The following is a 12150-nucleotide window of genomic DNA, read 5'->3' as shown; positions in this document are numbered from 1 at the left end:
CATCACCGGTATGCGATCAACTGTTTGCAAATCCTTGACATGCCGCACTCGACGATGATCACATCAGCGCACCCCCCACTGCGTATCACGAGTTGACTTCTCTCCCAGGAGTGACATGAGCAGGACCAACGCAGTGCGTTTTGCCGCCGGGGCCACGCTGGCAGCGACCATGTTCGCCGGGACCGTTCTGGCCGGCGCGGGCAGTGCCTACGCCGCCACGAACCTCAATGGCCGCCTTGAGTCCGGTGAATTCGGCCTCTATTACAACTCCGGCGGGCTCGGCTGCGTCCGGGACAGCTTCTACGACGACAACACCTTCGTCGGCGACAACTTCAAGGACCCGTCCGGCGTCAACTGTGCGGGTGAGGGGCAGACCACCAACGACAACACTGCTTCCTACTGGAACCGGGACGCCTACCAGTGGGAGGTGGACACCGACGCCTACCGGAGCGGCATCAAGGGCTGGATTCCGGCCGGCTACTCGGGTGACGCGTCGTCCAACTTCAAGAACGAGATCTCCTCGAACTACATCGACTGGTGATCTTCCACTGATCTTCCACGGGCGGGATCCGGTCCGCGCCGGATCCCGCTCGGTCACCCCTGAGGGTCTCTGATGTCCTTGCCTGTCCGCCGCGTTCCGCGGCTCCTCGTCGCCCTGGCAGCCGCCGCCGTGGCGGTTACCGGGTGCTCCGCCGCCGGCGGCGGCCCCGCGCACGGGGCATCGGAGCCCGAGGTCTCCGCCATCCCGGTCCTGGCGGACTCCGCCGATCTGGCGCTCCCGCTCGACGCGTACGAAGGGACTCCCGAGGAGCGGGAGTTGCTGGTGAAAGCCCAGCAGGTCCTGACCCGCCGATGCATGGACCGGCTCGGCTTCGACTACCAGCCGCCGCAGCAGTCCGGGGCGGCGAAGCAGTCGCCGAACAGCCGAATCTACGGGGTCACGGACCCGGAGACAGCCGCCCGATACGGCTACCGCAGTCCGGAGGGAACAAACTCCGTCGCCACCAGGGCGAAGGGCGTGCCCCTCAGCAAGGCGGAGGAGACCGCTCTGTTCGGGGCCCCCGACCTACGGCCCGACGAGTTGCCGAAGAACCAGCAGGAAGCAGAGAGCGAGAGCAGCGACGGGGGCGTACCCGTAGGCGGGTGCATCAGGGAATCCTTCCTCAAGCTCTACGCCCCGGACCCGGAAAGTGTGGACGTCCTCTACGTCTTCCAGCTCAAGTCCGAAGCAGAGACGAGGGCCCGTACCGACTCGCGCATCGAGCGGGTGAACGCGCGATGGTCCGCATGTATGGCCAAGTCCGGCTATAAGACCAAGGAACCGATGAAGGCGGCCGAAGAGCTCGGCTTCACCGACGCGGAGCTCGGAGGACCCGAGTCGATCACAGCGGCCACTGTGGACGTGGCCTGCAAGAAGAAGACCAACCTGGTCGGAACGTACTACGCGGTCCAGTCCGCCTACCAGCGACGGCTTGTCGAGGAGCATGCCGAGACCTTGAATCTCGCCCGGCAGCAACTGCGCGACAGGCTGCGGCTTGCCGCAGACCTGACCTCCTAGCTACTAGGTGTATTGAGCCGGGACGTTGTTTACGCGGGTGATGGGTGGGTGGCCGCCGAGTGCGGTGTGGCAGCGGTGGTGGTTGTAGGTGTGGAGGAAGTCTGCCAGGGCGTCGGTGCGTTCGGTGTTGCTGGTGTAGGGCCGCTGGTAGGCCCATTCGTCGAGCAGGGTGCGGTTGAAGCGTTCGACCTTGCCGTTGGTCTGCGGCCGGTAGGCGCGGGTGAGCTTGCCGGTGGCGCCGAGGTCGGCCAGGGCCTGCCGCCAGGCGAAGCTCTTGCGGTAGGGCCAGGCGTTGTCGGTCAGGACCCGTTCGATGCGGCCGATGCCCGCGGCGTGGAAGAAGGCCGCGGCCCGGCGCAGGAAGGCCGCGCAGGTGGCGGCCTTCTCGTCCGGGTGGATCTCGCTGTAGGCGAGGCGGCTGTGGTCGTCGACGGCGGAGTGGACGTAGTCGAAGCCGACGCTGCTGCGCCGGGCCCGGCCGGCCTGCCGGCCCAGGACCTTGTGGCCGCCGCCGTCGGGGATCCGGCCCAGTTTCTTGACGTCGACGTGGATTAGCTCGCCCGGCCGGTCGCGTTCGTAGCGGCGGATGAGCTGTCCGGTGGGCCGGTCCAGGAAGGCCAGACGGTTCAGGCCGTGGCGGACCAGGATGCGGTACACGGTCGAGGCGGGCAGGCCCAGGATCGGCCCGAGCCGGGCGGGGCCGACCTTGCGTTCCTGACGCAGCCGACACACCCCGGCCTCCACGACTGCCGCAGTGCGATGCGGTGTCGTGCGGGGTCGGCTGGGCCGGTCGTGCAGCCCCTGCTCGCCTTCGGACCGCCAGCGGCGGATCCACTTGTGGGCCGTGGCCCGCGAGATACCCATTTCGGCCGCGACATGGGCGATGGGCCGACCGGAGCGGACACGCTCAACCAGCAGCCGCCTGCCGTGAACGGTCAGCCGGGCATTACGGTGGGACACGAAGACCTCCGTGCGGTGCAGTCCTAGACAGCTCCACCACACCGGAGGTCTTCGCAATGATCAAGCCCGACCCGCGTCAACAACGCTCGTGATCAATACAACAAGGGCGTGTGTCGAAAGTGGATCTTGGCCGCGAGATGATCTTGCCCTGACCGCGCTCGCCGTACGCCTGCACATCGGCATTCCCCGCGCCGACTCCACTCAGATCGCCGACATCGCGCACACCTCCGCCGGCCCGGGTGGCTGTACGGGGCGTTCCAGCTGACCAGTTCGCTGTTGTTGCTCGCCGCGGCCAGCTCCTCCTTCCAGGCCGGACCCGGACTGCTGAAGGCCCTGGCGGGGACGGCCGACCGACCGGGAGTGCTGCCGCCGCTGCTCGGCCGGACCAATCGGCACCACACCCCGTACTGGTCGGTGGTGGTCTACCTGCTGGCCGCCGCGCTGATCATCGTCGCGGCAGCGGGTCAGGAGCAGGAACTGGTCCTGTTCCACGCGGTCGCCGTCTTCGTCAGTTTCCTGGTCGGGCTTGTCGCCATGGCCCGCTTCGCCCGGCGGGAGGAGACCGCACCAGCTTGGGTCAACGGCCTTGCCGCCGCGGCCGTCGCCTTCGCCCTCGCGGTGAACCTGCTGCGCGGCTGGCCGATGCAGTCCCCGGCGGCGACCCTGCTCATCGCGGCCGCCCTCTACGCGCGGTGGACCCGGGCCGGACGCCCTGGCGACATCGAGGACGTCGAGGCACGCGCCGAAGCGGACTGATACACGCACAGGTCAGCGGTCGCCGTCGCGCACGACAAGGACCGGACAGGTGGCATGCTGCACGCAGTGCTGGCTGACCGAACCGAGGACCATCCCGGCGAAGGCGCCATGCCCATGGCTGCCGACCACCAGCAGGTCGGCATGCCGGGCGGCCTCGGTCAGCACCGCCGCCGGATGCCCTTCGACGACCTGAGGATCGACGGGCACCCCCGGATGCTCTCCCAGGGTTTCCTCGACGGCTCGCCGCAGATCTTCCTCGGCCTGCTTCTCGAAGTCGACGTCCGAGTAGTCCGCCGGTATGCCGTAGGTGGGCGGCACCTGCCACGCGCGTACGGGGCGCAGGTGCGCTTCGGTCAGTTCGGCTTGGTGGGCGGCCCAGCGCAGCGCCACTCGGCTTGACTCCGACCCGTCCACGCCCACCACGATCAGCCGCCGGGAAACTTTGCTGCTCATGGCTCACCTTCACCTTCGTAGTCCGTACGCCATCGACATTCGCGCGAGCGCGGTCGCTCGCCAAAGAGCCCTTCGGCCCTGATGGGCTGACAAGTGGCGCGCCCCCTTGACGCGTTTTGCATAATGCAAAAGTAAGAAAGGGGGGCGATGAGCGCAATACCGGCAGCAACGGACGGGAAGCAAGGGTCCAGCAGTGCGACAAAAGGTTTCACCCCCACGCCGAGGCCGGCGGGGCTGCGCAATGCCGCGTGGGGCGTGATGGCACTGACCGTGGTGGTCGGCGCCTGAGCGGGCGCGGGCTCGGTCGTCTTCCGCTGGTGCATCCAGACCTTCACCGGCGAGTACTCGATCATCCTGCCGCTGATGCTGGCCATCGTGCTGGCCGCCGCCACCAGCCGCCTGCTGTCACGCGACACCATCTACACACTCAAGCTGCGCCGCCGCGGCATCGACCTCGATGGCCCAGCCCCGGGGGCACTGATAGGAGCCCAGCACGTCGGTGCCGTCATGGAAGCGCTGCCCTCACCCCTGTCGGCAACCACAGCTCTGACGGACGCCGCCGACTTGCTCAGCCTCTCCGGCCACGGCGCGCTTCCGGTGATCGATGACAGGGGGGAGTACTTCGGTGTCGTCACCGCCCAGGCGGTGGCCGAGGCCCTCGCGGAGCAGCCCGACGTGGAGCCTTCGACAGTCGGGCAACTCGCTGAGCCACCCGCCCCGGTCACCGCCGACCAGCCACTCGCACAAGCCCTGCACGCGCTGCTGTCGGCCGCCGGAACCGGGCTACCCGTCCTCGACGCCGAGCACGGCAAACCGGTGGGCCGGCTCAGCCATCAGAGCGCCCTGCGCGCTGTGCACACAGCAGCTTGAGCCAGACGCAGAGTCGGCAATCTTTTCACTGGGCAAAAATAGGCGTGAGGGACCTCGATGGACAGACCACCCCAATGATCCGCATCATGTGGCCGGGCCGCGTTGAATCCGTGTGCCCGTACGAGACGTGACGGCACGGCCGCGCCGCACCCTCCCTTGCATCCCTGTCCTCCGCCCAATCCCTCGACCGAAGGTCGTGCGACGGCGGAAATTCAGGGGGACAGGCATATACAAATGGGACATAACCTTGCATGATGAAAAGGTCGTTGCCACGAGAGGAAGGCGAGTGGCCGCCATGACGTATCAGTGTCAGTCGACCGGCGTCAGGCGACCTCCCGACCCGAACGGGACGCGACCCCTCTTCGAACAGGGCGCCGCGAGTGGCCGGGCAGCGACCGGCGGGAGACTCGCCCTGCTGACCGGTATCTATGCGGCGATCTCGCCCTGGGTGGTCCACTTCTCCAGGACCAATCCGAACCTCACGGTCACCAACCTGATCGTGGGACTCGGCGTCGCAGCGCTGGGCTTCGGGCTGCACCTCTCACCAGAGCGGATGCGGCGACTGTCATGGACCATGGTGCCGCTCGGCATGTGGTTCATAGTTTCACCGTCGTCGGTGACGGCCGCCTACAGCGTGTCCGCTGGGATCGTGTGGAACAACAGCTGTACGGGTGGCATGGTCTGTCTGCTCGGCCTGATGTAAGCACGTACACATTGGGCGGAGCCCTGCGGCCACCACAGAATCGACCCGTCGGCGTGCGGGCTCCGCCATGCGGCATCATGCAATCTTTACTCATGGCAACGGTGCGTTCCCCCTGACGTCATACCTTCGGCACCAGGGGCACCATGCGCATCTCCCGCAGCACTATCGGAACCGTCTTCGTCGGCGGAGTGCTGAGCGTGACGCTCGCTGCTCTCGCCTACCCGAGCATGCTCGGGATGCAGTACACCTCCGGCGATCCGTCGCGCGTGATCGCCCCCCGGGCCGCTCACCGAGGCCGACCGGGACTTCGTCGTCAAGGTCCGCTCCGCCGGGCTGTGGGAATTCCCTTCCGGGGAGATGGCTCTGCAGAAGGGCACGTCCAAGGCTGTGCACACCGCCGGCCAGCACCTGGTCATCGGGCACGCCGCACTCGACGCCACCTGCCGCAGGATCGCTCCGCAACTCGGCATCACTCTGCCCAACCAGCCCACTCCGCAGCAGCAAGGCTTCGCGGCGACCCTGAAGTCTGACTCCGGCAAGCAGTTCGATTCCGACCTGGCCAACGTCCTGCGCGTAATCCACGGCCAGATCTTCCCGGCCATCGCCAAGATCCGCGCCACCACCAAGAACACGCAGGTCCGTCAGCTGGCCAACCAGGCCAACGACGTGGTACTCGACCACATCACGGTGTTGGAGAGCACCGGCCTGGTCAATTTCGACCAGGTCAACTCTCAGGAGACGACTCCGCCGAAGCTTCCGGCCGCCCAGGTCACGCCGTCGGCGCCGCAGCCAGGGGAACCCGTAGTCGCCCTCACGCCCCCCGCAGGGGTGTCGACGAACACGGCCACGCCTGCCGCTACCCCGACGGTGGGATGAGTCGACTATGTGACGCACAACACATAGCTGAGTGCAATTTTTACCTTGAGCAATGATCGGTCGCGGCGGCAGGGACGTACCCCTTGGCGTACAAGCCGCTCGCGTCTGGAGGCTCCATGCCCCTGTCCCGCAACAGGATCGGAACCGTCTTTGTGGTCGGTGCGCTGGGAGCGACCATGACCGCTCTCGCGTACCCCGCCCTGCTCGGGGTGCAGACCACGTCCAGCAATCCGTCTCGCATCATCGCCAACACCCAGTGGGGGCCTCTCACCGAGGCCGACCGCGACTTCGTCGTGAAGGTCCGCTCCGCCGGCCTCTGGGAGTACCCCCTGGGCGAGCTGGCGCTGAAGAAGGGCTCGACGCCGGACATGAGGGAGGCCGGCAAGCACCTGATCGTCGGTCACGCGGGGCTGGACGAGCTGTGCCGCGAGATCGCGCCCCAGCTGAACATCGCCCTCCCCAACCAGGCCACCCCGCAGCAACAGCAGTTCGTCGCGACCTCTGCAGCTCAGTCCGGCAGGCAGTTCGACAGCACGGCCGCCAACATCATGCGCGTGACCCACGGCCAGATCTTCCCCACCATCGCCAAGATCCGCGCCACCACCGAGAACACCCTGGTGCGCGCACTCGCCGACCTGGCCAACGACACCGTCCTGGACCACATCACCGTGCTGGAGAAGACCGGAGTGGTGAACTTCGACCAGGTCAACTTCCAACAGACCACCCCTCCGAAGCTCCCCAAGGACCAGCTCACCCCGCCCCCGCCGCAGCCTGGTGCACCGATGGTCGCCCTCACACCTCGCCCCGACCTGAACATCAACACCGCATCGCCCACGCCCACCCCAGCGGCCAGCTGATCAGCGGCGGGCGACACCGCCTCCAGGAGGGTTCGGCGCCTCGGACGGGCTGGACAACCGGTAGGAGCGAACTGCGGCGACCAGGCTCCCGGCAACGAGGACGAAGCCCCACGGGGCCAGGTCGAGCAGCGGCCCTCGCACGCCGCCCCCCACACCGCGCGGGGGAACCCGCCCCTTGGGGTCGTACACGACGGCGATCGTGTCTCCGGGCCGGGTCGTCTGCCCGCAGCCTCGCCAGATGCGTACCTTGAGCGGCGCGCCGTCGGTGTACGCCACCGAGCAGAGACGGCGGCCGCGTCCGCCGAAGACCGTCGTGCCGACGATTGCCGCGGCACCGAGGGTCCCCACGAGGAGTCCCTCCGCAACCAGCCACCAGGGAGGCAGCCCCACGAACTCCGCGGGCCCCCACACTTCGGTGCGCAGATGCGCCATCAGGTGGGCTTGGTGGAGGGCGAGGGCCAACGCCTTCGGCGCGCACGTGTCACCCTCCACATGCTTCCCGTCCGTCAGCGACCGCCCATGCTTGCCCCGACGCGGGACAGCCGGCCTGCCCCCGACCGGACGCAATCACGTGCCGCGCGCTGCCGAAGTCCGATAGCGAGGCGTCGGCCCCACAATTCCCTTGCATTATGCAAAGTCCGCGGGGCTCGGAAAAGAGCCGTCGGCAATGCCGTGCCGACCGGGCGGGACAGGAGTCAGGCGTCGTGCGCCAGCGCACCGTCCACGACCCAGCCGAGCGGGTGCGGCTCCGGGTCGTCCAGGGCGGGAGCAGGGGGCTCTCCTCCCGCCTTGTTGAAGGCGTTGAGGGCCTCGATGAGCGCGAGCCGCTGCGTCGGGCCGAGCCGTGAGACGATCTCGGCGATCTCGGCGCGGCGCCGGGCGGTGACGTCCTCGACGGTGCGCCGGCCTTCCTCGGTGAGCTGCAGCAGGGTCTCGCGGCGGTTGTCGGGGTTGGTCTGCCGGTCGGCGAGGCCGGCAGCGATGAGCCGGTCGACCATGCGCATGGCCGTCGATGGGGCCACCTGGAGCAGATCGGCGAGCGCCACCAGCTTGGTGGTGCCCCGGGTGGACAGCACGACCAGCATCCGGAACTGCGGGAGGGTCACCCGCTCCTCGACCTCGGCGAGGGAGCGGGCGGAGACCGCCACCAGCAGCCGGGACGCGGTCAGGACCGCACGGGTGACCGCATCAACGTCGTCCATGGTCCCCGCGGGGATCTCGCGCTCCGGCATGTGTCCTTTTTACCTTGCCGAAGGTGCTGCCTTCTCACTCGATGGGAACAGATTTTCCTTCCGCATGACCTTGGCACCCCACGCCACCCTGCTGGGCGTTGCGGCGCTGGACGTACCTGAGCACCTGGTCGAGATCGAAGCCACCGCAGTCATCGACTGAACAGGCCCTCTTCGCCCGGGGATGTCGCTGAACCAGGGGCCTCGCGCCCCTGGTCGCGGTGACATCGTGGGGTTGCCGCAACGAGGGTGGCCCTGGACCACGATCGTGGTCCAGGGCCACCCTCGTGCCCGCACGGGCCACAGCAACGGCCAGCCGCCGGCTGGGCTCAGCGCTTGGCCACGAAGACTTGCGCAGCACTCTGCGCGGGGAGTTCAGCGGCCTCCCCGCCGCTGCCGACCATCACGCCGCCGGGCGACGGCGTCACGCTCACGACCGCGCCGGGCCGCACCCCGGCGTGCCGCAGGGTGTACATCAGCTGGGGGTCGGTCTGGATCGGCTCCCCGATGCGCCGTACGACCGCGCTCGCGCCGTTCGGCCCGGGCTTAAGGTCGCTGAGGCTGACGGTGCTCTCGTCGAGGAATGGTTCCACGGTGCTCTTCTCGCCGAGTTCCTCCAGGCCCGGGATCGGGTTGCCGTAGGGCGACTGCGTCGGGTGCCGCAGCAGCTTGAGGACGCGGCGTTCGACGGCCTCGCTCATCACGTGCTCCCAGCGGCAGGCTTCGGCGTGGACCTGCCCACTCCAGCCCGATGACGTCGACGAGCAGGCACTCCGCGAGGCGGTGCTTGCGCATCACGCGTGTAGCCAGGTGGCGGCCCGCGTCGGTCAGCTCCAAGTGCCGGTCGCTGGCGACGGACACAAGACCGTCCCGCTCCATGCGGGCGACGGTCTGGCTGACGGTGGGGCCGCTCTGGCTCAGGCGCTCGGCAATGCGAGCACGCATGGGGATCGTGCCTTCCTCCTCCAGCTCCAGGATGGTGCGCAGGTACATCTCCGTGGTGTCGATGAGTTGGGACATGCTGTCGGTCAGGCGGGGGTTGCCGCGGTGGCGGTCAGGACCGCGCGGCCGAGGATGTGGCCGGCCATGGTGAAGCCGAGGACAGCCGGGGTGGCGTCGGCCGCAACGCCGATGGAGGCGACGTCGAGGGCGTGCACCACGATGAAGTAGCGGTGAGGGCCGTGCCCGGCCGGCGGGGCAGCGCCGATGAAGCGAGCCGTGCGGGCGTCGTTGGGCAGCTGGAAGGCGCCCTCGGGCAGGCCCGAGCCGGTGTCGTCGCCAGCGCCCTCGGGCAGCTCGGTGACGGTGGCGGGGATGTCGGCGACCGCCCAGTGCCAGAACCCGGACCCGGTGGGGGCGTCGGGGTCGTAGACGGTGACGGCGTAGCTCTTGGTCCCTTCCGGGGCGCCGCTCCAGGACAGCTGCGGGGAGACGTCCTTCCCACCGGGGACGCCGAAGATGCCGGAGAACTGGTCGGGCGCCCAGGCGGCGCCGTCAGTGACGGTGGTGCTGGTGACGGTGAAGGAGGCCGCCTCGGGGAGGCGGGCGAAGGGGTCGTTGGCGCTCATCGCGTCTTCCTTTCATGTCGTGCTGTGGGGTGGCGGTGATGCGGCCGACAGGAGCCCGCAGTGCCGCGCAAAGCACCGCCGTCACCCTTGCATCGACCGCCAGATCGACCATAACACTAATAATCGATTATTTGCTGGATCGTCTATGCTGAGGGCATGACCCAGGCGGCCCACACCTCAACCTCGTCGGGGAAGCAGATGCTCTCCGAGCAGGTCTACGCACACCTGCGGGATGCGATCCTGCGCGGCGACTACGCCCCCGGTGACGCCCTCAAGCCCCAGGACCTTGCCAAGGAACAGGGCGTGAGCCTGGCCGTCGTGCGCGAGGCGCTCGTGCGAGTGGTCGGCGAGGGCCTCGCCGACCGGCTACCGAACCGCGGTTTCGCCGTCCCGGCCTTCTCCGACCGCCGCTGGCAGGAGATCGCGGAGGCCCGCCGGACCATCGAACCGGTCGTGCTGCGCATGTCCATCGAGCGCGGCGACGTCGACTGGGAGGCCCGTGTACGAGCCGCCCACCACCGCCTGGCCCGCACCCCGGCGCACGTGCTGGAGGAGGGCGAGCACTACAGCGGCGCATGGTCCGAAGCCCACCGGGTCTTCCACCGCACCCTGCTGGAGGGCTGCGGCAACCCCGTCCTACTGGAGGCCTTCGACCGGATGTGGACCGCAAGCGAGCTGGCCCGCCGCTGGTCAGCGCACCGCCACCCCGACCGGGACCACGCGGGCGAGCACCGCCGGCTGGAGGAAGCAGCGCTGGCCCGCGACGCCCACACCGCGGCCGAGGTACTGACCCAGCACCTCACTCTGACCGCGGCCGGACTGACCCGCTGCACCCACCACGAACCCGCGAAGGAAGCCTGATCGCCTCGCCATGACCCGATGAGTCGGCCGGATCTCCGCGGCCCGACTGGGCTGAGATCCTCGCCGCCGCCCTGCGAGCCATGCGGCCGCAGGGTTCTGCAGAAGACTGCGGACTCCCATCGCCGGGCGGTCGGGAAACCTCCGCAGTGACCACTACGAACATGAAGCCCGCCGGGGAGCCTCACCCCGGCGAGAACGCACGAGCCGCCGACGCCTCAACCGTCGGCGGCGAGGCGGCCCAGCCACTCCCTCAGCAGATGTTGTTCCGCGCTGCTGAGGGTCGTCTGTTCGGGAAGCGCTGCGCGCAAGGCGCGGGCGGCGCCCGCCGGGCCCGCGTCCTGCACGGACGGCCGTTGACTGGTTACGGCGGCGACCATGGACTCCCGCAGAGTGGTCAATAGGGCCGGGTTGCACCGGTGCTCCGGCAGGGACAGCCAGGTGAGCACTGCGCCGCGCGCTGTGGCATGGATGATCTGGGCCGCGAGTTCCTCGTCGACGCGGAGCCAGCCGCTGGCGGCGAGGCGCCGGATACGGCCCATCAGGATCTCCATGCCGGCCTTGAAGGCGGCCGAGGTGGCCCTCGTGGGCTCGCTGTACATCAGTGTGTACAGCGCGGGATTGGCCAGGCCGAACTCAACCGCGACGTCCCAGCCGGCTCTCAGGTCCTCGACGGGGTCCCGCGGGTCGGGGTCGACGTGCTTGGTGGCGAGAAACGCGGCGAAGCCGTGCTCGGCCACCGCGTCGAGCAGCCCGTCCTTGTCGCCGAACAGTCGGTAGATGGCCGGCGGCTGCAGGCCCGCTGTTTCAGCGACCGCGCGGGTAGTGACCGCGTCGCGACCCCCTCGCGTCAGCAGGTCGATGGCGGCCGTACTCACCGGATTCGCGGTCATCGCTCTCACCTACGGCGCCCTCGGGCTGCTCCTCGGCGTACTGGTCAAGCGTGACCTGGAGGGCTTCTTCCTCATCATCACGGGCGGGCTGATGGACACCTTCCTTCAGAACCCCCTGGGCAATCCGCTCGCCAACAAGCCCGTCCTGCAGTGGTTCCCGTCCTTCGGCCCCATGCAGTTCGCCGTCGGGGGCTCCTTCGGCCACACCGCACTATGGGCGCATCTCACCCTCGGGCTCGCATGGGCTGCCGCGTTCAGCACAGTGGGGCTGGTCATCTTCCGCCTCCGGACCCGCAACCGTACGCACAACCTCCGCGGACAGAACAGCCGGCCCACCGGATGGTGATCTCCACCTCCTCAGAGCACCGTGGCCCATAGCGCTTTGGACGGTGTGCCTTGATCGTCAGTCACGAAGAGCATGTACCAGCCGGCCAGGACCAGGTTGCGATTGTTCGTAGGGGTGGCCTGAATGCCCTTGCCGTCTTTCGCCCCTTTCAAGCCCAGTGCGATCGAGCGCTGCTCGACGTCGGTCGTTTTGTGAGAGCACGGGGCCCCAACCGCCATGCGGG

The 12150-nt window shown here is 68.6% G+C and carries 15 protein-coding genes and 4 pseudogenes; 10 read left to right on the top strand and 9 right to left on the bottom strand.

Translation table 11 applies throughout. The features are described from left to right. Positions 1–115 precede the first annotated feature (115 nt). Positions 116–541 (top strand): hypothetical protein, encoded by a 426-nt coding sequence (locus tag ACZ4EG_RS19365; RefSeq protein WP_467791425.1) that lies wholly within the window; start codon positions 116–118, stop codon positions 539–541. Positions 542–613: 72 nt separating this feature from the next. Further along, a complete protein-coding gene (locus ACZ4EG_RS19360; RefSeq protein WP_467791424.1) occupies positions 614–1558 on the top strand; it encodes a hypothetical protein in 945 nt (314 codons plus the stop codon). Between the two features lie 3 nt (positions 1559–1561). Here ACZ4EG_RS19360 and ACZ4EG_RS19355 read toward each other — a convergent pair whose 3' ends face one another. Then, positions 1562–2518: an IS481 family transposase gene (locus tag ACZ4EG_RS19355; protein ID WP_467791423.1), complete on the bottom strand. Its 957-nt coding sequence runs from the start codon at positions 2516–2518 to the stop codon at positions 1562–1564. A 276-nt stretch (positions 2519–2794) separates the two neighbouring features. Between ACZ4EG_RS19355 and ACZ4EG_RS19350 the strand changes: the two genes are divergently transcribed. Beyond that, a complete protein-coding gene (locus ACZ4EG_RS19350; protein ID WP_467791422.1) occupies positions 2795–3274 on the top strand; it encodes a hypothetical protein in 480 nt (159 codons plus the stop codon). 12 nt (positions 3275–3286) lie between these two features. Here the strand turns inward: ACZ4EG_RS19350 and ACZ4EG_RS19345 are convergent, their stop codons facing one another. Both ACZ4EG_RS19345 and ACZ4EG_RS19340 read right to left on the bottom strand, forming a co-directional pair. Further along, complete coding sequence (locus ACZ4EG_RS19345) at positions 3287–3727, bottom strand: universal stress protein (RefSeq protein WP_467791421.1); 441 nt, start codon at positions 3725–3727, stop codon at positions 3287–3289. Further along, positions 3724–4101, bottom strand: a complete 378-nt coding sequence (locus ACZ4EG_RS19340) for a hypothetical protein (protein WP_467791420.1) — start codon at positions 4099–4101, stop codon at positions 3724–3726. The genes ACZ4EG_RS19345 and ACZ4EG_RS19340 overlap by 4 nt, the downstream gene beginning before the upstream one ends. Here ACZ4EG_RS19340 and ACZ4EG_RS19335 point away from each other — a divergent pair. From ACZ4EG_RS19335 to ACZ4EG_RS19320, 4 genes and pseudogenes are all read left to right on the top strand, one after another. Further along, positions 4061–4597: pseudogene (locus ACZ4EG_RS19335) on the top strand (CBS domain-containing protein); the annotation flags it as partial. The gene ACZ4EG_RS19340 and the pseudogene ACZ4EG_RS19335 sit on opposite strands and share 41 nt — an antisense overlap. Before the next feature lie 295 nt (positions 4598–4892). Further along, positions 4893–5300 (top strand): SPW repeat protein, encoded by a 408-nt coding sequence (locus ACZ4EG_RS19330; RefSeq protein WP_467791419.1) that lies wholly within the window; start codon positions 4893–4895, stop codon positions 5298–5300. A 143-nt stretch (positions 5301–5443) separates the two neighbouring features. After that, positions 5444–6176: pseudogene (locus tag ACZ4EG_RS19325) on the top strand (DUF4142 domain-containing protein). Between the two features lie 116 nt (positions 6177–6292). Next, complete coding sequence (locus ACZ4EG_RS19320) at positions 6293–7033, top strand: DUF4142 domain-containing protein (RefSeq protein WP_467791418.1); 741 nt, start codon at positions 6293–6295, stop codon at positions 7031–7033. On the opposite strand, the gene ACZ4EG_RS19315 is transcribed toward ACZ4EG_RS19320, so the two are convergent. Beyond that, positions 7034–7525 carry a hypothetical protein gene (locus tag ACZ4EG_RS19315; RefSeq protein WP_467791417.1) on the bottom strand — a complete coding sequence of 164 codons (492 nt, stop codon included), beginning with the start codon at positions 7523–7525 and terminating at the stop codon, positions 7034–7036. It lies immediately after the preceding gene. A 203-nt stretch (positions 7526–7728) separates the two neighbouring features. After that, positions 7729–8265: a MarR family winged helix-turn-helix transcriptional regulator gene (locus tag ACZ4EG_RS19310; RefSeq protein WP_467791416.1), complete on the bottom strand. Its 537-nt coding sequence runs from the start codon at positions 8263–8265 to the stop codon at positions 7729–7731. 64 nt (positions 8266–8329) lie between these two features. On the opposite strand from ACZ4EG_RS19310, the pseudogene ACZ4EG_RS19305 reads away from it, so the two are divergent. After that, positions 8330–8425: pseudogene (locus ACZ4EG_RS19305) on the top strand (RidA family protein); the annotation flags it as partial. Positions 8426–8591: 166 nt separating this feature from the next. On the opposite strand, the pseudogene ACZ4EG_RS19300 reads toward ACZ4EG_RS19305, so the two are convergent. Together ACZ4EG_RS19300 and ACZ4EG_RS19295 are read right to left on the bottom strand one after the other, a co-directional pair. Beyond that, a pseudogene (locus ACZ4EG_RS19300) lies at positions 8592–9282 on the bottom strand (metal-dependent transcriptional regulator). A gap of 8 nt (positions 9283–9290) precedes the next feature. Continuing rightward, entirely contained in the window at positions 9291–9830 is a 540-nt protein-coding gene (locus ACZ4EG_RS19295) for a YbhB/YbcL family Raf kinase inhibitor-like protein (RefSeq protein WP_467791415.1), read from the bottom strand. 156 nt (positions 9831–9986) lie between these two features. Here ACZ4EG_RS19295 and ACZ4EG_RS19290 point away from each other — a divergent pair, with 156 nt between their 5' ends. Further along, positions 9987–10691, top strand: coding sequence for a GntR family transcriptional regulator (locus ACZ4EG_RS19290; protein ID WP_467791414.1), 705 nt, complete (start codon positions 9987–9989; stop codon positions 10689–10691). A gap of 215 nt (positions 10692–10906) precedes the next feature. Here the strand turns inward: ACZ4EG_RS19290 and ACZ4EG_RS19285 are convergent, their stop codons facing one another. Further along, positions 10907–11581 (bottom strand): TetR/AcrR family transcriptional regulator, encoded by a 675-nt coding sequence (locus ACZ4EG_RS19285; protein WP_467791413.1) that lies wholly within the window; start codon positions 11579–11581, stop codon positions 10907–10909. Here ACZ4EG_RS19285 and ACZ4EG_RS19280 point away from each other — a divergent pair. Next, the gene (locus ACZ4EG_RS19280) at positions 11550–11927 is read left to right on the top strand and encodes a hypothetical protein (protein WP_467791412.1); all 378 of its coding nucleotides are present in this window, start codon (positions 11550–11552) and stop codon (positions 11925–11927) included. The genes ACZ4EG_RS19285 and ACZ4EG_RS19280 overlap by 32 nt on opposite strands. Before the next feature lie 11 nt (positions 11928–11938). Here the strand turns inward: ACZ4EG_RS19280 and ACZ4EG_RS19275 are convergent, their stop codons facing one another. After that, the gene (locus ACZ4EG_RS19275; RefSeq protein WP_467791411.1) at positions 11939–12145 is read right to left on the bottom strand and encodes a galactose oxidase-like domain-containing protein; all 207 of its coding nucleotides are present in this window, start codon (positions 12143–12145) and stop codon (positions 11939–11941) included. Positions 12146–12150: the final 5 nt, after the last annotated feature.

The organism is Streptomyces sp. NPDC025638, assembly GCF_055558775.1.
This window is presented reverse-complemented; position numbering and strand designations above follow the sequence as displayed.

Excerpts from the sequence above, each read along its gene's own strand:
- ACZ4EG_RS19365 (WP_467791425.1), top strand. The coding sequence starts at position 116 with ATGAGCAGGACCAACGCAGTGCGTTTTGCCGCCGGGGCCACGCTGGCA.
- ACZ4EG_RS19360 (WP_467791424.1), top strand. The coding sequence starts at position 614 with ATGTCCTTGCCTGTCCGCCGCGTTCCGCGGCTCCTCGTCGCCCTGGCA.
- ACZ4EG_RS19345 (WP_467791421.1), bottom strand. The coding sequence starts at position 3,727 with ATGAGCAGCAAAGTTTCCCGGCGGCTGATCGTGGTGGGCGTGGACGGG.
- ACZ4EG_RS19340 (WP_467791420.1), bottom strand. The coding sequence starts at position 4,101 with ATGGCCAGCATCAGCGGCAGGATGATCGAGTACTCGCCGGTGAAGGTC.
- ACZ4EG_RS19330 (WP_467791419.1), top strand. The coding sequence starts at position 4,893 with ATGACGTATCAGTGTCAGTCGACCGGCGTCAGGCGACCTCCCGACCCG.
- ACZ4EG_RS19320 (WP_467791418.1), top strand. The coding sequence starts at position 6,293 with ATGCCCCTGTCCCGCAACAGGATCGGAACCGTCTTTGTGGTCGGTGCG.
- ACZ4EG_RS19310 (WP_467791416.1), bottom strand. The coding sequence starts at position 8,265 with ATGCCGGAGCGCGAGATCCCCGCGGGGACCATGGACGACGTTGATGCG.
- ACZ4EG_RS19295 (WP_467791415.1), bottom strand. The coding sequence starts at position 9,830 with ATGAGCGCCAACGACCCCTTCGCCCGCCTCCCCGAGGCGGCCTCCTTC.
- ACZ4EG_RS19290 (WP_467791414.1), top strand. The coding sequence starts at position 9,987 with ATGACCCAGGCGGCCCACACCTCAACCTCGTCGGGGAAGCAGATGCTC.
- ACZ4EG_RS19280 (WP_467791412.1), top strand. The coding sequence starts at position 11,550 with ATGGCGGCCGTACTCACCGGATTCGCGGTCATCGCTCTCACCTACGGC.
- ACZ4EG_RS19285 (WP_467791413.1), bottom strand. The coding sequence starts at position 11,581 with ATGACCGCGAATCCGGTGAGTACGGCCGCCATCGACCTGCTGACGCGA.
- ACZ4EG_RS19275 (WP_467791411.1), bottom strand. The coding sequence starts at position 12,145 with ATGGCGGTTGGGGCCCCGTGCTCTCACAAAACGACCGACGTCGAGCAG.